Source organism: Cupriavidus sp. SHE, from assembly GCF_000812445.1.
Taxonomy (GTDB): Bacteria; Pseudomonadota; Gammaproteobacteria; order Burkholderiales; family Burkholderiaceae; genus Cupriavidus; species Cupriavidus metallidurans.
Map to the genome: position 1 here is coordinate 1 of NZ_JWMB01000069.1, position 19,441 is coordinate 19,441.

Genomic DNA, 19,441 nt, shown 5'->3' on the forward strand with positions numbered 1-19,441 from the left:
TCGCGCCGATGATAGTGCGGACTACCCGTGTGAAAGTAGGTCATCGCCAGGCTCTTATACCCAAAACCCCCAGCCCCATAAGCTGGGGGTTTTGCTTTGGCGGCACGGTTTGTTTGCGCAGCGTCGCCGGCGGGAACATCTGCCAATACAACTCGAAATTCAGTAAAAAGGCCCACGCCATATCGGCGTGGGCCTTTTTACTGCGCAATTCGCAAGAGCCCGTCTCACTGTCCCGCTCACGCAAAACACCGTCCCGCGAGCGTGTATCTCGGCGGTTGAAAACTCGTGCGAGCCCGCGAAATGTCGTCGGAACGCATCTATTGCGAGTATTTCACCGCATTACAGGTCGATTTCCAGTGACCCTAACCGATCTACAAACTGGTAGGATGACGCGCTATTGGCAGCATGCTTATTGAACTGATTCAAATGCATGCTGCTCAAATGCTGCATTGCCGCAGCGGTGTGACAAAGGGTTCGGAGGAGGACCTTGTCAGCGCGCAGAGCGTTCTGGGCGACACCCGGCCGGCAAACGTTACCGTTGAAGTCATTGCCAGCAAGCTTTGGGATCCGATATCGGGCCTTGGTCTATTGTTGCGATCGGCGAGACGATGCTCACTCAGATTCGGGCACGAACTCGCGCGAATGACGGTAACAGCGATAACAGAAGATTGTGCAAGACAGTCAGAATACGGGGAGCGGGGCGGGCATCTAAGTCACCCTGCCAGCCGGACGCGTGCGCGTCCGGCGTTGAGTATTTCGAGGCCAGCTATCTGGCGAAAGCAGGGGCGAATGGCGATGACAATCCGCTGAACCCGATAACCGACAAGTGCCGATGGTAGGCACGCCAATTGCGTCCGCGCGTAGCGCGGTCAGCCGGTCTGGCCAACCAGGCCCCAAGAAGAACTCATCCGTTTCATCCTCGAGGATATCGCTATGCAAGCAATGCGCGCCCGGCGTGCTTTGATTCCAGGCATTCTGGCTGTTGCCGTAACAGTACTTTCCGCGTGCGGCAAGGACAACAAGCCGCCTGCGGCCCAGACGCCTGAAGTGAAAGTTGTCACGCTGAAGGACGAGAACGTTACGCTCGACAGTTCCTTGCCTGGGCGCACCATGCCCTACCGGATCGCCGAGGTTCGCCCTCAGGTCAATGGCATCCTGCAGAAGCGTCTGTTTGTCGAAGGCAGCGATGTGAAGCAGGGCCAGCAGTTGTACCAGATCGATCCGTCGACCTATGAAGCTACTGCGAAGAGCGCCGAGGCAAATCTCGAATCGGCGCGCTTGCTTGCCGAACGCTACGGCAAGTTGGTCGGAGAGGAAGCCGTCAGCAAGCAGCAGTACGCCGAGGCGCAGGCATCCTACCTGCAAGCCAAAGCCGCTGTAGACCAGGCGCATATCAATCTGCGCTACACCAAGGTCCTTTCGCCGATTTCCGGCCGTATCAGCCGATCGCTCGTCACCGAAGGCGCGCTGGTAACGAACGGCCAGGCTAACGCGCTGGCAACGATTCAGCAGCTCGATCCGATCTATGTGGATGTGACTCAGCCGTCGTCGGCAATCCTCCGCCTGCGTCGTGAACTGGCCAACGGCCAGCTGCAGGGTGCCGGTGCGAATGCGGCCAAGGTTACGCTGCAGCTTGAAGATGGCAGCGTCTATTCGGAGCCCGGTCGTCTCGAGTTCTCGGAAGTCGCGGTCGACCAGGGCACGGGTTCCGTGACGCTGCGCGCTGTTTTCCCGAACCCACGAAATGAACTGCTGCCGGGCATGTTCGTTCATGCGCGTCTGGCGGAAGGCGTCAAGACTGCCGCCATCCTGGCACCGCAGCGCGGCGTCACGCGTGACCTGAAGGGTCAGGCGACTTCACTGGTGGTCAATGCCAACAACGAAGTGGAACAGCGCATTCTCTCGACAGACCGCACGGTCGGCGACAAATGGCTCGTTACCGCAGGCCTGAAAGCCGGTGATCGCGTGATCGTCGAGGGCCTGCAGTTTGTGCGCCCGGGTGCGAAGGTCAAGGCCATCGAAGCCGATGCGGCCACAGCCGGTGCCGTGGAGGCTTCGGCCCCGAGCGCGGCGTCGGCCCCCGCGGCAAAGTCCTGAACGGGACGGACGCATGAGGATTTGCCATGTCTAATTTCTTTATCGAGCGGCCGATCTTTGCCTGGGTGATTGCGCTGGTCATCATGTTGGCCGGCGTGCTCTCCATCAGGTCGCTGCCGATCAACCAATACCCGGCGATCGCGCCGCCGACCATCGCCATCTCCGTAACCTACCCGGGCGCTTCGGCGCAGACGGTGCAGGATACGGTGGTGCAGGTGATCGAGCAGCAGCTGAATGGCCTGGATCGCCTCCGCTACATCTCGTCGGAATCGAACTCCGACGGCAGCATGACCATCACGGTCACGTTCGAGCAAGGCACCAACCCGGATATTGCGCAGGTGCAGGTGCAGAACAAGCTTGCACTTGCCACGCCACTGTTGCCGCAGGAAGTGCAGCAGCAGGGGATTCGCGTGACCAAGTCGGTGCGTAACTTCCTGCTGATCGTGGGTCTGATTTCGACCGACCCCAACATGACGCGGGAGGATCTGTCGAACTACATCGTTTCGAACATCCAGGATCCGCTGTCGCGTACCGCAGGGGTGGGCGACTTCCAGGTGTTCGGTTCGCAGTATGCGATGCGGATCTGGCTGGACCCGGCCAAGCTCAACAGCTACCAGCTCGCGCCGCTGGATGTAAGCAACGCGATCAAGGCGCAGAACGTCCAGGTGGCCTCGGGACAGCTTGGTGGCCTGCCGGCGGTTCGCGGACAGCAGCTCAACGCGACGGTGATCGGCAAGACGCGTCTCCAGACCGCCGAACAGTTCGGCGACATCCTGCTCAAGGTCAATCCAGATGGCTCGCAGGTGCGCCTGAAGGACGTGGCCGATGTTGCTCTGGGCGGCCAGGACTACACGATCAACGCGCAGTACAACGGCCGCCCGGCATCGGGTATCGCGATTCGTCTGGCATCCGGCGCCAACGCGCTGGAGACGGTCAAGAACATCCACAACACGCTGGCTCAGCTGGAACCGACGTTCCCGGCGGGCATCAAGGTGGTGTTCCCGTATGACACGACGCCGGTGATCTCCGACTCGATCCATGAGGTGATCAAGACGCTGCTCGAGGCAATCGTGCTCGTCTTCCTGGTGATGTATCTGTTCCTGCAGAACTTCCGCGCCACGCTGATCCCGACGATCGCGGTGCCGGTGGTGCTGCTCGGCACGTTCGGCGTGTTGGCCGCGTTTGGCTACTCGATCAACACACTGACGATGTTCGGCATGGTGCTTGCCATCGGTCTGCTGGTGGACGATGCCATCGTGGTGGTCGAGAACGTCGAGCGGGTGATGGCCGAAGACGGGCTGGGGCCAAAGGAAGCCGCACGAAAATCGATGGGGCAGATCCAGGGCGCGCTGGTTGGTATCGCGCTGGTGCTGTCCGCGGTGTTCCTGCCGATGGCGTTCTTCGGGGGCTCGACGGGCGTGATCTATCGCCAGTTCTCGATCACGATCGTTTCTGCGATGGTGTTGTCTGTGCTCGTGGCGCTTATTCTCACGCCGGCGTTGTGCGCGACGATGCTCCAGCCGATCGAGAAGGGCGATCACGGCGAGCACAAGCAGGGCTTCTTCGGCTGGTTTAACCGCAGTTTCATCCGGTCGACGCAAAGCTATGAGCGCGGGGTCTCCGGCATTCTCAAGCGCCGCGCCCCGTTCCTGCTGATCTATCTGGCGATCGTGGTGGTGATGGGTTTCCTGTTCACGCGCATCCCGACCTCGTTCCTGCCGGAAGAAGATCAGGGCGTGCTGTACGCGCAGGTGCAGACGCCGGCCGGCTCGTCGGCCGAGCGCACGCAGGCCGTGCTTGACCAGATGCGCAACTACCTGCTGAATGACGAAGGCAAGATCGTAGAGTCGCTCTTCACCGTGAACGGCTTCAACTTTGCCGGCCGTGGCCAGAGTTCGGGTCTCGCGTTTATTCTGCTGAAGCCGTTCAAGGATCGCGAAGGCGATGCCACGAGCGTGTTCGACCTGACCAAGCGGGCGCAGGCCAAGTTCAGCACGTTCCGCGACTCTCTGGCATTTGCCTTCGCGCCGCCGGCAGTGCAGGAACTCGGTAACGCCACGGGCTTCGACTTCTATATGCAGGATCAGGCCGGCCTGGGGCATGACGCGCTGATGAACGCGCGCAACAAGTTCCTGGCGCTTGCAGCCAAGAGCCCAGCGTTGCAGCGAGTGCGTCCGAACGGCCTCAATGACGAGCCGCAGTACGTCCTTGAAATCGACGATGAACGCGCGCGCGCGTTGGGCCTGTCTCTGGCGGATATCAATAGCACGGTGTCGATTGCCTGGGGTTCCAGCTACGTGAACGACTTCATCGACCGGGGCCGCGTCAAGCGCGTGTACCTGCAGGGTCGGCCGAACTCGCGCATGTCGCCAGAGGACCTCAACAAGTGGTTCGTGCGCAACGACAAGGGTGACATGGTGCCGTTCTCGTCGTTTGCCACGGGCAAGTGGGGCTTTGGATCACCGAAGCTGCAGCGCTACAACGGTGTGCCGGCGGTGGAAATCCTCGGCGAGCCGGCAGCAGGCAAGAGCTCGGGTGAAGCCATGGCGGCGGTAGAGGAAATCATGAAGCAGATGCCAGCCGGCATCTCCTATTCGTGGACGGGCCTGTCGTACGAAGAACGGTTGTCGGGCTCCCAGGCGCCAGCGCTGTACGCGTTGTCGCTGCTGGTGGTGTTCCTCTGTCTGGCGGCGCTGTATGAAAGCTGGTCGATTCCGTTCTCGGTGATGCTGGTGGTGCCGCTCGGGGTGATCGGCGCGCTGCTGGCCACACTCGCGCGAGGGCTGTCGAACGACGTGTTCTTCCAGGTGGGCCTGTTGACCACGGTGGGCCTTTCAGCGAAGAACGCGATTCTGATCGTGGAATTCGCCAAGGAACTGCACGATCACGGCAAGGGCCTCGTGGAGGCGGCGGTGGAGGCGTGCCGAATGCGTTTGCGCCCCATCATCATGACCTCGATGGCGTTCATGCTGGGCGTGTTCCCGCTGGCGGTGTCGCAAGGCGCCGGCGCGGGCAGCCAGCACGCCATCGGTACCGGCGTGATCGGCGGCATGATCACCGCCACCGTGCTCGCCATCTTCTGGGTGCCGCTGTTCTTTGTCATGGTCAGCGCGCTCAAGGAGCGGCGCGGCAAGTCAGATTCGTCCTCCCTCGAGAAGGGAGCCCAAGCATGAGAAAGACGCTACTTTGCCTGGCCGCCGTGGCGGCGCTGAGCGGCTGCAGCCTGATTCCCAACTACGAGCGGCCCGCCGCGCCGGTCGATGCGACGTTCCCGCAGGGTGATGCCTATCCGAAGACGGCTGCGGTCGATGCGTCGGTGACGGCCGTCGACCTTGGTTGGCGCGACTACTTCACCGATCCGCGTTTGCGCGAGCTGATCCAGGTCTCGCTCGAGAACAACCGCGATCTGCGCGTGGCCGTGTTGAACGTGGAAGCTTATCGCGCGCAGTACCGTATCCAGCGTGCAGACCTGTTTCCGCAGGTCGACGCTGCGGCGCAGGGCACGCGGCAGCGCGTGCCGGCGGATCCGTCGGCCACCGGTCAACGTGTGATCAGCAGCCAGTACGGCGTGTCGCTGGGAACCACGGCTTGGGAACTCGACCTGTTTGGCCGGTTGCGCAGCCTTAGCGAGGCCGCGTTCGAGCAGTACCTCGCGGGTGATGAGGCGCGCCGAAGCACGCAGATCGCACTGGTGGCCAGCGTTGCCAATGCCTACCTGACGCTGCGCGCGGACGAGGAGCAACTCAAAGTCACGCGCGACACGCTGACTACGTACGAACGAACGTACAACCTTACGCGCCGCCGCTTCGAGGAAGGCATCGCCTCGCGGCTGGAGTTGCGTCAGTCGGAAACGCAGGTTGAAACCGCGCGGGCTTCGCTGGCGGCATACACGCGTGCGCTGGCGCAGGACACTAATGCGCTGACGCTGTTGCTGGGTTCGGGCATGCCGGCGGATCTGCCGCAAGGGTTGGGGCTGGAGGAGAAGCTCGTGGCAGAGGTGCCGGTGGGACTGCCGTCCGATCTGCTGCAGAATCGCCCGGACATCCTTTCGGCCGAGCATCGGCTCAAGGCGGCCAACGCGGACATCGGCGCGGCGCGTGCGGCGTTTTTCCCGCGCATCACGCTGACGGCGTCGGCCGGCACGGCCAGCAGGCAGTTGTCGGACCTGTTCGCGGCCGGCCAGGGCACGTGGCTGTTCTCGCCGCAGATCGTGCTGCCGATCTTTACGGCAGGCAGCCTGAAGGCAAGCCTCGACTACGCAAAGATCCAGAAGGACATCAACGTCGCGACGTACGAGCGGACGATCCAGGGCGCCTTCCGCGAGGTGGCTGATGGACTGGCCGCACGCGGCACGTTCTCGGATCAGGTTCAGGCGCAGGTGCGGCTCGTCCGGGCAAGCCAGGACTACTTCACGCTGGCTGAACATCGGTACAGTACTGGCGTGGATAGCTACCTGACATTGCTCGATGCGCAGCGTCAGCTCTATAACGCGCAACAGACGCTGATCACCGATCGCCTCAACCAGCTCACCAGCGAGGTGAACCTGTACAAGGCGCTTGGCGGTGGCTGGACCGATGTCACGCACAAGCCGGAGAATGGCGCGCCAGCGGATGGGGCCGGAAGTTCGACGACCGGCAGCACGGGCGGCGGCGCACGGTCGGTATCGTAGACCGTAGTCGACCGGAGCACCGGCATCGAAAGGAGGCAGTCTCTGACTGCCTCCTTTTTTATTGCCTGCCGCGAGCCAGCGGGGCTCGCGCCATCAACGCAGCAGCGTCGATTTCCCGAACAGGCTCTCCAGCAATTCGACGACCAGCTCGGCGGTCTGGTTGTGGACGTCGCGCGCGGGGTTCAGTTCGACCACGTCGATGGAGCTCAGGGCCCCGGTGTCCTCGATCATTTCCAGTGCGAGATGCGCTTCTCGATAGGTAGGCCCGCCGCGAACCGCCGTGCCGACGCCCGGCGCAATCTGGCTGTCGAGGAAATCCACGTCAAAGCTGACATGCAGATGGGTATCGGCATCGATGCCCGCCAATGCCTGCTCCATCGTGGCCCTCATGCCGTTCTCGTCGATGTAACGCATGTCGTAGACGGTCAGGCCCAGCTCACGCAGCCGCTTCTTTTCCTCGGCATCGACACTGCGGATGCCGATCTGCCGAATGTTCCGCGGTGAGGTGGCGGGCGTCACGCCGCCTAGCGACGCAAGCGGGGCGGGACCATCCCCGCACAGGCACGCCACCGGCATGCCATGGGTGTTCCCGGTCGGGCTGGTGATGCCGGTGTTGGCATCGGCGTGCGCATCGAGCCAGAGCACCAAGAGCTTCTTTCCCTGCTCGCGGCAATAGCGAGCCGCTGCATTGACCGAGCCAATCGCGAGGCAGTGGTCGCCACCCATCAGCAGTGGCAACTGGCCGGCGGCCAGGGCCTGGTATGTGGCGTCCATGACCAGACGGTTCCAGGCGACAACCTCCGGCAGGTGCCGAACACCATCGGTGGGTGGCAGGTTCGGGTTGCCGGGGCCCACGAGGTTGCCCAGATCGGTGACATCGAGGCCGTTGCGCACCAGGGCGCCGGCGATGTCCGCCACGCGCAAGGCTTCGGGGCCCATCGAGGCGCCACGGATGCTGGCGCCCACGTCGGTCGGCGCGCCAATCAGGGTGACAGGCTTCATGGGGTCTCCAGGTTCAGTGGCGACGATAGATGCCTGCCATCATGGCACGAACGGGTGTCGAACGTCAGCGAGATGCTGGCGAGATGTCGGCGAGGTCTCAGTCCGGCTTGATCGACGCCCGGGCGATGATCGGTTTCCAGCGCTTCTGCTCCTGGGCGATGAAGCTGGCGAACTCGGCGGGCGTATCGCCGACGACGATCGCCGCATCGGCGGTCATGCGGCTTGACGCCGCCGGGCTGCGCACGCTCTTTGCGCTGGCTGCGGCCAGCTTGTCGACGGCGGCCTTCGACATCGACGACGGCGCAAGGATGCCATACCACTGGGTCATCTCGAATCCCGGGTAGCCCTGCTCGGCGACGGTCGGCACATCCGGCAATTGCGGAATGCGCTGCGCGGAGCCCGTGGCGATGCAGCGCAGCTTGCCGGACTTGATGAAGGGCAGGATCGCCGGCGCGCCGACGGCCGCCGCCTCCAGCCGGCCGGACAGCAGGTCCGTGATCTGCGGGCCGCTGCCACGGTACGGCACGTGCAGCACGAAGATGCCGGCCGCTTCCTTCAGGTACTCGAATGCGAGGTGGCCTGCACTGCCGTTGCCCGCTGAGCCGTAGTTGAGCTTGCCGGGCTTGCTCTTTGCCAGCGCTACGAACTCCTTGAGGTTCTTCGCGGGCACATCGGGATGTACTACGTACAGGCTCGGCACCTTGGCCAGTAGCGACACTGGTGTGAAGTCCTTGTTCACGTCGTATGGCAGCTTCGGAAAGATGAAGGGGTTCACCGCCAGCGTACCAATATGACCCAGGATGATGGTGTGCTGATCGTCCGCGCGGGCCACTTCGCCCATCGCCACATTGCCCGCGCCTCCCGGCTTGTTTTCGACGAAGACCGACACGCCCAGCTGCGAGGTCAGTTCGGCGGCTACGGAGCGCGCGATGATCTCGGAACTGCCGCCGGGCGCGAACGGCACGACGAAGCGGATTGTCTTGGACGGCCACGTCTGCGCGCGTGACAGGCTCGGGAGCATTGCGGCGGCAGCCAGCGCACCCGTTGCGCCAAGGACCCGTCGACGCGAAGAATCAAACTGGGACATATCGTTTCTCTCGGAGTTTTATCGTTCTATGGAAGGCCAGGACGGCCTGGGACAGTCCGCCGGAGGCTCCGGCAGGCCTGCTTACTTGATGAGGTCGAACTCGCGCGCGAGCCGCCTGTAATCGCGAACCTTGTTCTGGACGTAGGTGTCCAGCTCCGGCCCGGACATCGGGGTGGGCACGATGCCATGCGTTTCCAGTGCCTGTACGTATGCATGGGTGCCGGCCGCCCGCTGCAGCGCGTTGCCCCAGCGGCGCCGGTCCTGCTCGGCTACCTTCGGTCCCATGTAGAAGCCGCGCACGATGGGCCATTGCACGTCGAGCCCCTGTTCCTTCGCGGTGGGAATCGACGCGAAGCGGCCGGGCAGGCGTTGATCGGCCAGCACGGCCAGCACGCGAATCTTGTGCGTCTCGATCAGGTCGACGGCCTCGCCGATATCGCCGGGAACGGCCTGCACATGTCCCGTCATCAGCGCGGTCATCGCCTCGCCGCCGCCTTCGAACGCCACATAGCGCATGGCGTTACGGTCCAGCCCTGCTTGCCGGGCAAGCAGGGTTGCCTTCATCCAGTCCTGGCTGCCCGCGGAGCCGCCGATGCCGAACAGCACTTTGCGCGGGTCGGCCTTCATCGCGGTCACAAGGTCCTTCAGGGTCAGGTACGGCGAACGGGCGTCGACGGCGATCATGCCGTGGTCGACGCCAATCGCGACCAGCCACTTGACGCTGTCGGGCCCATACTTGCTGAACCTGCCGCTGGCCAGGTTCAGTAGCGCGCCGCTCGAGAATGCCACGATGGTGTTGGCATCATCGGGAGACTGCTCCACCACGGCGTCGAACATGACCGCGCCGATCCCACCGGGCCGATAGTCGATCTGCAACCGTGCGGGCAGTGCCCTGGCCTCGTCCAGCCCGAGCTTCGCGATCCGGCAGGTCAGGTCGTAGCCGCCGCCCGGCCTGGCCGGCGCGATGCACCGCGGTTGCGGCGTTTCCGCCTGCGCTGCGTGGGCGGTCTGCACGCCGCCTATCAGCAACAGGGCGAACAGGTATAGCGTTCGCACTGGACTGTCTCCCATTTTTTGACTTGGCCATCCCCGCAGTCCGCGCTGGATGGCTATCATTTCTGTCTTGCCATGCTAAGTCGGTCGGCTGTCGCCAAGCTGTCGAACGCCTGCCAGATTGCTTAACGTAAACCCTGCCAAACGTGCGCCTGCTACTCGTTGAAGATCACCCGGATCTGGCTGCGCTGGTCATCAAGTCCCTCGGAGACAGCGGCTTCGTCATTGACCACGCCGTGGACGGCGAGGCCGCGCTGCTGATGATCGCCACCGCTTCCTACGATCTGATCCTTCTGGACCTCTCGCTGGGGAAGGTCGACGGGTTGGACGTTCTGCGCTCGATCCGGACGCAGGGTGTCACGACACCGGTGCTGATCCTGACGGCCCGCAGCGAGATCGCCGATCGCATCCTGGGCCTCGACCTCGGGGCCGACGACTATATCGCCAAGCCCTTCGACCTTGGCGAACTCGAGGCACGCATCAAGGCGCAGCTTCGCCGCCGCCAGGGTGGCCAGCCGGTGACTACCTACGGCGGCCTGTCATTCGATTCGGTGGAGAGATCGTTCTACTGCGAGGGCACGGCGTTGACGTTGAGCCGGCGCGAACTGGCGGTGCTGGAAGCGCTGTTCCTGAGGGCCGGCCGCGTCGCCACCCGGGACGTGCTGTTCCAGTGCGTGTTCTCGATCGACGACGAGGTCAATCCCGAAACCATCGAACTGTATGTGTCGCGGGTCAGGAAGAAGCTGAAGCCGAGCGGCCTGGTCATCACCGCCGTGCGAGGCGTCGGCTATCTGCTGGAACAGCGTCAGGATGGCTAGGCAGCCTTCGGCGACGAGCTTGCGCCGGACCCTGCTCTGGCGCCTGGCGCTAGCGTTGCTGACCGTCGGCATCGTCTCGGCTTTCGCCTCATATCGCACCGCGCTGAAGGAAGCCAATCAGGCGCACGACCGAACGCTGCTGGCCTCCACGCGCTCGATTGCCGAGCGTATTCACGTGACTAACGGGCGGGTGACCGTCAACGTCCCCTATGGCGCGCTCGATACGTTCCAGATCGATGCGCGGGGGCGGATTTTCTATCGCGTGCTGGACCCGGCGGGCCATTTCGTCTCCGGCGAGAAGGACTTCCCGGCAATGCCGGCCAATGTGCCGCGCAGCGAGGACTATCCGGCGCTGGTCCATTTCTATGATGATGCCTATACCGGGACGCCCCTGCGCGTGGCGGCGCTGTGGCAGCCGGTGACCGAAGGCGGGCAGCAGGGCGTTGCGCTGGTGCAGGTGGGGGAAACGCTGGAGATGCGGGACGACATGGCCAGACGGTTGCTGTTCACCATGCTCTGGCAACAGGCGGCGATGATCGGCGTCTCGATGACGTTGCTGGCGTTGACGGTGGCGGCTACGCTGCGGCCGCTGAAGCGGTTGCAGGATCGCATTCAGGCCCGCCGGGCATCGGACCTCGCTCCGGTCGAGGGCGATGACCTGCCCAGGGAAATCCAGCCGCTGCTGCAAACGCTGAATCAGTACCTCGAACGTCTGCGGGTCATCGTCGAAAACCAGAAGCGCTTTCTCGACGATGCCGCGCATCAGCTTCGGCCATCGCTGACGCTGGTCAGGGGCCACGTGGACCAGCGCATACGCGCTTCGGATAACGGCGGCGATCTCGCCGAGGTCAAGGCCGCCATCGACCGGACAGTGCGGTTGACCAACCAGTTGCTGACGTTGGCGCGTACTGGGGATGGCGACGTCCTTACGCCGGATGGTGACGCGATGCAGCGCATCGAACTGGGCAACCTTTGCCGCGATATCTGCGCGGAGTGGTATCTCCATGCGCGGGAGCGGAGGCAGGATCTCAGCGTGGGCGAATGTCCGGCTGGTGCATGGGTCGTTGGCAACGAGGCCATGCTACGAGAGATGCTGGCCAACCTCCTGCACAATGCCGTGAGCTACACGCCGGCTGGCGGGAGCATCTCCGTGACGGTGGAGCGGTCCGACAGCACGCTCTGCATTCTGGTCGACGATAGCGGGCCCGGCATCCCTTCGGCGGATCGCGAACGCGTGTTCGAACGCTTCGTTCGCATCGCCGGCACGCCCGGGGCGGGGAGCGGACTTGGTCTGGCGATCGTTCGGCAAATCTGCGAAGCGCATCAGGGCAGCGTGCAACTGGAGTCCGGCGACAAGGGCGGGCTACGCGTCAGGGTGACGCTGCCGGCGGCCCCCGCCGCACCGCCCGCTGTGGCCTGACAGGCGCTGCAATCCAATCCGATTGGCCATTTGTAACTCCCCCCTGCAAGTCATCAGACGACGGCCTATAATCCCTGATTCATTGATGCAACAACGATTGATCGGGCAACAAAATGACTTCGGAATTTCGCCCTGAGCAGGATGTATCACCTGCCAGGGCAGTAGCAGGATCACCGGCCAACCAGTCGGTGAGGAAAGGGCAGGTCCTGCCTTTTCGCGAGTCTTTGCTTGCGATGACCGGCATCGCATTTGTCGTGATGCTGGTTGCACTCGACCAGACCGTGGTCAGTACCGCGCTGCCAACCGTGGTGGCGGAGTTGCAGGGCTTCGAGTTTTACGCATGGGTGGCTACGGCCTACCTGCTGACGTCGGTCATTACCGTGCCCATTTTCGGGCGACTTGGCGACTATTACGGGCGCAAGCCGTTTGTGCTGGCCTCGATCGTCGTGTTCGTGGCGGCATCGGCGCTTTGCGGCATGGCTACGAACATGCCGTTCCTGGTAGCTGCCCGCGCATTGCAGGGGATCGGTGGCGGCATGTTGGTCGGCACGGCGTTCGCCTGCGTTCCCGATCTGTTCCCTGATCCGCATGTGCGCTTGCGTTGGCAGGTCATGATGAGCACGGCGTTCGGTCTGGCCAATGCGATCGGCCCGTCGTTGGGCGGTGTGCTGACCGAGTGGTTCGGATGGCGAGCGGTGTTCTACATCAACCTGCCGGTTGGCTTGCTGGGTTTGCTGATTGCCTGGCGATTCCTGCCGCATCTGCGTCATCAGTCGCATACCGAGCCGATCCGTATCGACTGGGCTGGCGCCGCACTGATCGCGGCAGGGCTGGGTAGTTTGCAACTATCGGTGGAGTGGCTGCCTGAACGGGGGCTCGGCGTTGTGACGATCGGCCTGATGGTCTTCTCCATCGCCGCGTTCGTTGCGCTGTGGCATTGGTCGCGTAAATCAGCGAATCCAATTCTGCCGTTCGACATGTTCCGCAATCCGAGCCTTGCGTCGCTGTTCGTGCTTTCCGTGCTGGCGGGCTTCACGATGTTCGGCTTGCTGCTGTACGCTCCGCTGCTGTTCCAGGGTGGGTTTGGCTATTCGCCGAAGGAGGCCGGGCTGCTGGTGACGCCGCTGGTCGTATGCATCACGATCGGATCTATTGTGAACGGCCGCATCATCACCCGGATCCCGCGCCCCAATGCCATGCTCTACGCGGGATTCGCGATGCTGGCGCTGGCGCTGCTGGGTCTCTCGCAGGCGACGCGCGGTATGCATCACAATCTGCTGCTTTCGATCATGTTGCTGGCGGGGCTCGGACTGGGCTTTATCCTGCCCAATCTGACGGTATTCGCTCAGCAGACTGCCGGCCGTGCCCATCTCGGCATCGCTACGGCCATGCTTCAGTCGCTGCGGATGGTCGGCGGGATGGTCGGGACAGCACTGGTTGGCACGCTGGTCACGCGCAGCTACACGTCCGGCGTGACGTCGGCGCTGGCTGCCGCCAATGCGACGGATTGGACTGCCAGGATGACCGACCCGCAGATCCTGATCGACAAGGCCGCGCAGGCAGAATTGCTGACCAATTTGCAGCAGGCAGGGCACAATGGAGCCCTGCTGCTGGAACAGGCGCGGGTGTCCCTCGTCGGCGCCATCCATCTTGGCCTGTTGCTGGCGGCAATCGCTGCATTGTTCGGTGTCTGGCGCGCGCGCCGGGTTCCGCCGATCAAATTGATGCGGGTACATGAACCCGTGATGGCTGCGGACTGATGACAGCCGTGCGGATGTGAATCGCATTCGCCTACAGGAGGAGTGGAGTGGAACTGGAGCGACAAAGCCTGGCTGTCCTGCAGCAATTTGGCCGGACCTACCGGGCTTATGCTGCGGCATTTGAACAGCGAATCGGACACCCGTTGCCGCGTTGGCGCATTCTGTTCGCGTTGTATGGGCACGAAGGCCCGATCGCTCAGAAGCCGCTGGCCGATCGTGTTGGCATGGACCCGGGCGCGCTGACACGCCAGCTCAAGACGTTGCAGGAACTGGGTTGGGTCGACCGCATGACCAGCGAGCGCGACAACCGCATGACCAACGTCATGCTGAGCGCGCTTGGCCGCGAGATCGTCGACCAGGCAATGCCGCGCCGCTCGGCATTCCTGCAGGACGTGCTGGCTAACGTCACGGAAACGACGATGCACAACCTCTCGAAGGGGCTGGTTCAGCTCGAGGCGGGCATCGCCGACGCAGTCGCGCGCACGCAGGCGGAACGCGACGCCGCCTGATCAGGCAGCGTCGCCTGGCTCCCCTCTATCCGCCAAACAACGCCGCAACGGCCGTTGGGTTCGAAGGGAAGTACAGGTGCACGTAGGACGCGGTAAGCGACCCGGACCGATAGACAGCTTCCCCGGTTCCATCATCGCGCGGTGACCGCGCGTGCAGGAGCGGGGTCAGCGGAGTGTCGGTGGTCGAGTAGTGAAACGTGTGTCCGCGTACCGGCTGGCCGACCATGCCTTCCCTCGTAGGTAGCTCAATGGCCTGATGGCCGATTGCCGCCAGTCGTATTTGCATCGTCACCGTGCCGGGCAGCAGCCCGGCCATGCGATGGGTTTGCCCTTCCTTGTCCACCAGGTTGTCGAACAGCGCCATCATGCCGCCGCACTCCGCCAGCATTGGCAGGCCGCGTGCGTGCGCCGCGCGGATCGCGTTGTGCATCGGCACATTCGCGGCGAGCGCGGCGGCGTGCAGTTCGGGGTAGCCACCGGGCAGCCATAGCGCGTCACAGTGCGGCAAAGCCGCGTCACGCAAGGGCGAGAACCATGTGATATGCGCCCCTAGCGCGTTCAATGTTTCCACATTGGCCGGATAAATGAACCGGAAGGCATCGTCGCGCGCGATGGCGATGCGCCGGCCCTCCAGCAGGCGCGGCAATTGCTGCGTGGGCGTGTCCGGAAATACGATCGGCGCTGGCAGGTGCGATAGCGGCAGTGCGGCCAAGGCATCCGCCATGCGATCCAGTCGCGCGGTAAGGTCGGGAAGCTCGTCGGCGCTGAACAGGCCAAGATGCCGCTCCGGCAACGCCGCCGCATCATCGCGGGCCAACGCGCCGGCCCAGTGGATGTCACGCGGCAGGCTGTCTCGCAGCATGTCGGCATGGCGTGCGCTGCCGACGCCATTCGCCAGCACGTGCATCGCGTGAAATGGCTCGCCGTAGGTCGCCAGGCCGTGGGCCACGGCACCGAACGTTTGCGCCATCGCGCCTGCCTGAATGACGGCGAGGACCGGTAGTCCAAAACGTCGCGCAACGTCCGCACTGCTCGGCGTGCCATCGTGCAGGCCCATGACACCTTCGACAAGAATCAGATCCGCGGTCTGCGCGGCCAGGGCAAGACGTTGGCGAGCGTCGGCTTCCCCTGTCATCCAGAGATCGATCGATTGCACCGGAGCACCGCTGGCGGCGGCAAGCAACGTCGGGTCGAGGAAATCGGGTCCGATCTTGAATACGCGCACGGTACGGCCCTGCCGCGCATGAAGGCGTGCCAAGGCGGCGGTGACCGTGGTCTTGCCCTGCCCCGATGCGGGGGCGGCAACGAGCAACGCGGGGACCGGGCGCGTGCCGGTTCGTGTTGTCGTGTCCAACGGAGAGGATTGAATAGGAAGCGGGGGCATCTCGGAGGTGGCAATGCACGGCGGCAGCGCCATGCGATGCGATGGATTATATCGGGCAGACATCACCACCTTTAGCTCCGTGGCAGGACCATGCCCTGAAGTGCCACACACTCGAACAGCTCGCGGTCATTGGTGACGCCGAGCTTCTGCATGGCGCAGTTCTTTTGCCGGCTGATGGTCTTGACGCTGCGGCACAGCGTGGTCGCGATCTCGGTTACCGTGCGGCCGGTCAGGTATAGCCGCAGTACCTCCATCTCGCGCGCGGACGGCCGCTGCTCGCCATCGCGCCCGCATGGCAGCATCGTCCGGAGTTCGGTGGGTGCCAGCGCGCGTAGCGCGGACTTGCCGATGTAGGTAAAACCGCGCTGGGCTCGCCCGATTGCGGTCATGATTTCCGCCAGCGGACTGTCCTTGATCAACAGCCCATGCACGCGGACATCCAGTATCGTGCGTAGCACGAGCGGATTCGTGATCATGGTGAGCACCACCACGGATATCGACGGGTGTCGTCGCCGCAGCGACGTGATCAGGCGCACGCCATCGAGTTCGGTGGGGCCGGGCATGTGGAAGTCGGTCACGACCACATCCGGTTGGAGCAGATCGACCTGTTGCTGCAACTCCGTGGCACTGGCGGCTTCGCCGCAGACTTCCCAGCCAGTCTGCGACGACTGTACCCTGGCTCGGATTGCCGCCGTAATGACGGGGTGGTCGTCGGCCAGCAAAATCCTCAACGTCATCCAATGACTCCTGAACATATGGGTCGGATACGGCTTCACGCTGGCGTCAAAAAAGCGCCGCACGCGGGAGTGGCGTACGGCGCGAACACGCAGCAACTGCGCGCACGCGGAACCGCGAATCAAACGGGAGACGACTCGGAGAGCACCGCGATGCACGGCGAGATTAATGCCCGGTTCGCGGGAAGGGAGTAAGAGGATTCGCAAAAAACGTACTGCATTGCCTTGCGTTGGTGACATCGAACGCAAACGACCCCGTGGCGCGATGCGCCACGGGGTCGTCGATTGGCATCAATACGTGTGGGTCAGGCTACTGCAAGAGGCCTGGCGGGTTGTCGCGCCTGACGGCGCCCGTCGATGGCCTTGAGAGGGTCTCGCAGTACCGAGGCGCCGACATCCATGATGTCGCGGAGCGTGTTGCGGTCATCAGACTCCTGGGGCATCCAGAAATGAAGCGCTGCCCAGGCCGGGAAACTGCTGGGTGGCGCCAGCAGGCGTGCCTTGCGATCGCGTGTGACGAGCGGCACGTTGAAGTCGAGCACCGGGCAGATGCCACCTGCCGCATGTAACAGCGTGATCTGGGTATGCCACGACGGCACCACGGTTTCGCGATGGCCGGGAGCAAGGGCCTGGCGCTCCAGGAATCCACGTAGGGGACTTGCGGCGTCGCAGTCTTCCTGCAGCAGGATCCAGTCGCTTTCCACGTCGTCCATCGACCCCGTGCGTGTGACGCTGATCAGGCGTCGCGGCGTGGCCATGATGCTATGTGGGATGACCGAGTCGGGCACGTTGGCGCCATCGACGACGAAGGCGCAGTCGAGATCGCCGCTATCCAGGCTATCCGCCAGCGCCGCATCGGCAATGACCGGCCGCGTGATGAAGCTGTCCTGCGGGAAGCGTTCGCCCAGGGCGGTCAGGATTTCGGTAATGACCGGATCGCCAATTGACGAAGAAAATCCGATCGAAATGCGTCGGCCTCGGGTTGCCTGGGCGGCATGTTCCCCGCTTGGCTGCACGAGTTGATTCCATTTGGCCAGAATCTGACGCGCGGTCTGCTCGAGCCGCAACGCATGAGGCGTGGGTTCCAGTGCGCCATTTCGTTTCACGAACAAGGCATCGCCGGTGATTTCGCGCAATCGCGCCAGGCTATATGCCACTGTGGGTACGCGCCCCTGAGTGCAAGCCGCAACCGCATTGAGGTCGCGATACTCCATAAGCAGAACGAAAACATGCAATAGCTTCGTGCTGACGTGCCGCATACTGACTTCTCCCGATCCGAGTTCTACTTTGTTATTTGTTCTGGTGATGCAACATCACTACTGCTTCTGACTGCCGGCCGGCTCTCCTTGCGGAAATTCGGCGAGGGCGATGGCAGGTACTGCTGGCACTACCAAAAACGGGCGGGGGCGACGGCGAGGCGCCCTGGCAACCGAAGACGCCGCGCGCGGACGCTGAATGTCCGCATCGCGCCCTGCAGCCACCACTTCCTCCAGACCGCACGGGTTTGTGTATCCGGTGCGTGCTACGGCAATGGCTCCTATTCGTCAGACCAGGAAATATGCAGCGGCTTGTGGCGGCGTCATCTGCCGACGCCGTACCGCTTTGACGCCTGTCCTCATGCGCCGGGCGGCGCCATTGCAGGCGTTTCGAAATTTAGTTGATGCGTAGAAATCTTAATACAACATTCTGGAAACTACTAGTAATGCTCAACTTCCAGACGGTTGTGCCATACCAACAAAGACACTATGTACGAACAACGATACAACCCTGAAACCCGCCTCAAATGGGGGTTTCCGTCAATGGGAGTGCGTTAGTCGACGCCAAATTCCGGCGTGAATTCAGCATCCTGGACTGTCAGTTGATAATGACAGAGGTAGGAATTTTTCCAAATTGGAATAACAAAATTTGAATTGCAAATGTGAGTGTGCGGATTGTGCCGAATTGTTGTGGGCGTATCCCGACAATCCTGTAGAGGCGTTGTTCAATTTGCTTAACTCGTGCCGCGAAGACACTGAATTGCCTTTTGCGCGGGCGGTGGGCTACCTTACGGGCAGGGTAGGCGGGAGGGCCGTGCGCGCGATCGCATGGGCGCCTGACTGGAGGCCGGCGAGCGGAGACATTTGCGTGAACAGACGCTATTCGGAAGAACAGATCCGCATGTATCTAGAAGAGGCCGCCAAAGGGGTGCCGGTGCGGGAGCTCTGCGCGCGTTATGGCTTCAGCGATGCCTCGTTCTACGGTTGGCGGGCCAAGTATGGCAGCAAGGTACGGCAACACGACCCGTCCGACAGCCGCAGATTGCGTCAGTTGGAAGAGGAGAATGCGCGACTCAAGAGTATGCTTGCGGATGCACTGCTCAAACTTGAGTTGCTGCGCAATCGTACCGGCCGGCACGGCGATGGCAAAAGCCATGGATAGGTTGGTCGCCGCATCGAGCCGGTTCCTCTTGCTACTGCAATGTCTCGCATGACATTGGTTTCTGGAGTTTTTTCGTGAAGAAGGTTTTTGCTGCCGCAGGCGCGATGGTGTGGCTCGGGATGTCCGCCGCTCAGGTTCATGCGGCGCCTCCGCAGGATCCGGGTACTCCGATAGTCGCGCCGCTGCCGCCGCGCATGCTCGATCCCGCGACGTCCACCGTCGAGGATACGGGGGGCACGCTCAGTGCCTCTCAGGTCGAGCGATGCCGCCAGTTACTCGACCAGATCAATGCCTTGCCGTCGGGGCCGCAGTGGGGGCAGGGCAAGTCGTCAGTGACGACGGCTGATGGCCGGACCTATTCCACGCTCGAGCGCGCGCCGGATCGCAAGCGCCTCGAGGAGGCGTACCGGCAGGAGTGCGCCCAGTCACGCAAGTAAGTTCTGATCCGCCGTTGCCAGGATGATGCCGGGTGTGACCAGGCGATTGTTGA

General features: G+C 63.1%; 15 protein-coding genes. 9 read left to right on the plus strand and 6 right to left on the minus strand.

Annotated elements, in window-relative coordinates; all coding sequences use genetic code 11:
* Window positions 1-933: 933 nt before the first annotated feature.
* From RN01_RS28960 to RN01_RS28970, 3 genes are read left to right on the plus strand one after another with little or no spacing between them, the layout of a single operon-like run.
* Window positions 934-2,097 (plus strand): efflux RND transporter periplasmic adaptor subunit, encoded by a 1,164-nt coding sequence (locus tag RN01_RS28960; RefSeq protein WP_017511989.1) that lies wholly within the window; start codon window positions 934-936, stop codon window positions 2,095-2,097.
* Window positions 2,098-2,123: 26 nt separating this feature from the next.
* On the plus strand, window positions 2,124-5,270 hold the full coding sequence (locus tag RN01_RS28965; RefSeq protein WP_017511990.1) for an efflux RND transporter permease subunit: 3,147 nt from the start codon (window positions 2,124-2,126) through the stop codon (window positions 5,268-5,270).
* Window positions 5,267-6,766, plus strand: coding sequence for an AdeC/AdeK/OprM family multidrug efflux complex outer membrane factor (locus tag RN01_RS28970; protein ID WP_017511991.1), 1,500 nt, complete (start codon window positions 5,267-5,269; stop codon window positions 6,764-6,766). Before RN01_RS28965 ends, RN01_RS28970 begins: the two co-directional genes overlap by 4 nt.
* Window positions 6,767-6,859: 93 nt before the next feature.
* Here RN01_RS28970 and rocF read toward each other — a convergent pair whose 3' ends face one another.
* From rocF to RN01_RS28985, 3 genes are all read right to left on the minus strand, one after another.
* Window positions 6,860-7,768, minus strand: a complete 909-nt coding sequence (rocF, locus tag RN01_RS28975) for an arginase (protein ID WP_017511992.1) — start codon at window positions 7,766-7,768, stop codon at window positions 6,860-6,862.
* Between the two features lie 97 nt (window positions 7,769-7,865).
* Window positions 7,866-8,855 (minus strand): tripartite tricarboxylate transporter substrate binding protein, encoded by a 990-nt coding sequence (locus tag RN01_RS28980; protein WP_011518443.1) that lies wholly within the window; start codon window positions 8,853-8,855, stop codon window positions 7,866-7,868.
* A gap of 81 nt (window positions 8,856-8,936) precedes the next feature.
* Window positions 8,937-9,926, minus strand: coding sequence for a tripartite tricarboxylate transporter substrate binding protein (locus RN01_RS28985; RefSeq protein ID WP_035836303.1), 990 nt, complete (start codon window positions 9,924-9,926; stop codon window positions 8,937-8,939).
* A 128-nt stretch (window positions 9,927-10,054) separates the two neighbouring features.
* Here RN01_RS28985 and RN01_RS28990 point away from each other — a divergent pair, with 128 nt between their 5' ends.
* The 4 genes from RN01_RS28990 (at window position 10,055) to RN01_RS29005 (ending at window position 14,415) form a co-directional block, all read left to right on the plus strand.
* The gene (locus tag RN01_RS28990; RefSeq protein WP_011518445.1) at window positions 10,055-10,726 is read left to right on the plus strand and encodes a response regulator; all 672 of its coding nucleotides are present in this window, start codon (window positions 10,055-10,057) and stop codon (window positions 10,724-10,726) included.
* Between the two features lie 19 nt (window positions 10,727-10,745).
* Window positions 10,746-12,146, plus strand: coding sequence for a sensor histidine kinase (locus RN01_RS28995; RefSeq protein ID WP_017511994.1), 1,401 nt, complete (start codon window positions 10,746-10,748; stop codon window positions 12,144-12,146).
* Between the two features lie 233 nt (window positions 12,147-12,379).
* Window positions 12,380-13,906 carry an MFS transporter gene (locus RN01_RS29000; protein ID WP_017511995.1) on the plus strand — a complete coding sequence of 509 codons (1,527 nt, stop codon included), beginning with the start codon at window positions 12,380-12,382 and terminating at the stop codon, window positions 13,904-13,906.
* A 47-nt stretch (window positions 13,907-13,953) separates the two neighbouring features.
* On the plus strand, window positions 13,954-14,415 hold the full coding sequence (locus RN01_RS29005) for a MarR family winged helix-turn-helix transcriptional regulator (protein WP_024570630.1): 462 nt from the start codon (window positions 13,954-13,956) through the stop codon (window positions 14,413-14,415).
* 25 nt (window positions 14,416-14,440) lie between these two features.
* On the opposite strand, the gene RN01_RS29010 is transcribed toward RN01_RS29005, so the two are convergent.
* From RN01_RS29010 to RN01_RS29020, 3 genes are all read right to left on the minus strand, one after another.
* Complete coding sequence (locus RN01_RS29010) at window positions 14,441-15,862, minus strand: cobyrinate a,c-diamide synthase (protein ID WP_223277410.1); 1,422 nt, start codon at window positions 15,860-15,862, stop codon at window positions 14,441-14,443.
* An 8-nt stretch (window positions 15,863-15,870) separates the two neighbouring features.
* Window positions 15,871-16,536: a response regulator gene (locus RN01_RS29015; protein WP_024570628.1), complete on the minus strand. Its 666-nt coding sequence runs from the start codon at window positions 16,534-16,536 to the stop codon at window positions 15,871-15,873.
* Window positions 16,537-16,838: 302 nt separating this feature from the next.
* Window positions 16,839-17,792 carry a LysR family transcriptional regulator gene (locus RN01_RS29020; RefSeq protein WP_017514598.1) on the minus strand — a complete coding sequence of 318 codons (954 nt, stop codon included), beginning with the start codon at window positions 17,790-17,792 and terminating at the stop codon, window positions 16,839-16,841.
* Window positions 17,793-18,657: 865 nt separating this feature from the next.
* On the opposite strand from RN01_RS29020, the gene RN01_RS29025 reads away from it, so the two are divergent.
* Both RN01_RS29025 and RN01_RS29030 read left to right on the plus strand, forming a co-directional pair.
* Window positions 18,658-18,951: an IS3 family transposase gene (locus RN01_RS29025; protein WP_008644647.1), complete on the plus strand. Its 294-nt coding sequence runs from the start codon at window positions 18,658-18,660 to the stop codon at window positions 18,949-18,951.
* A 119-nt stretch (window positions 18,952-19,070) separates the two neighbouring features.
* A complete protein-coding gene (locus RN01_RS29030) occupies window positions 19,071-19,388 on the plus strand; it encodes a hypothetical protein (protein WP_051385319.1) in 318 nt (105 codons plus the stop codon).
* The last annotated feature ends 53 nt before the right edge of the window (window positions 19,389-19,441 follow it).

Coding starts and splice junctions, on each gene's coding strand:
- RN01_RS28960 (WP_017511989.1), top strand. CDS start 934: ATGCAAGCAATGCGCGCCCGGCGTGCTTTGATTCCAGGCATTCTGGCT.
- RN01_RS28965 (WP_017511990.1), top strand. CDS start 2,124: ATGTCTAATTTCTTTATCGAGCGGCCGATCTTTGCCTGGGTGATTGCG.
- RN01_RS28970 (WP_017511991.1), top strand. CDS start 5,267: ATGAGAAAGACGCTACTTTGCCTGGCCGCCGTGGCGGCGCTGAGCGGC.
- rocF (WP_017511992.1), bottom strand. CDS start 7,768: ATGAAGCCTGTCACCCTGATTGGCGCGCCGACCGACGTGGGCGCCAGC.
- RN01_RS28980 (WP_011518443.1), bottom strand. CDS start 8,855: ATGTCCCAGTTTGATTCTTCGCGTCGACGGGTCCTTGGCGCAACGGGT.
- RN01_RS28985 (WP_035836303.1), bottom strand. CDS start 9,926: ATGGGAGACAGTCCAGTGCGAACGCTATACCTGTTCGCCCTGTTGCTG.
- RN01_RS29000 (WP_017511995.1), top strand. CDS start 12,380: ATGACCGGCATCGCATTTGTCGTGATGCTGGTTGCACTCGACCAGACC.
- RN01_RS29010 (WP_223277410.1), bottom strand. CDS start 15,862: ATGTCTGCCCGATATAATCCATCGCATCGCATGGCGCTGCCGCCGTGC.
- RN01_RS29015 (WP_024570628.1), bottom strand. CDS start 16,536: ATGACGTTGAGGATTTTGCTGGCCGACGACCACCCCGTCATTACGGCG.
- RN01_RS29020 (WP_017514598.1), bottom strand. CDS start 17,792: ATGCGGCACGTCAGCACGAAGCTATTGCATGTTTTCGTTCTGCTTATG.
- RN01_RS29030 (WP_051385319.1), top strand. CDS start 19,071: ATGTCCGCCGCTCAGGTTCATGCGGCGCCTCCGCAGGATCCGGGTACT.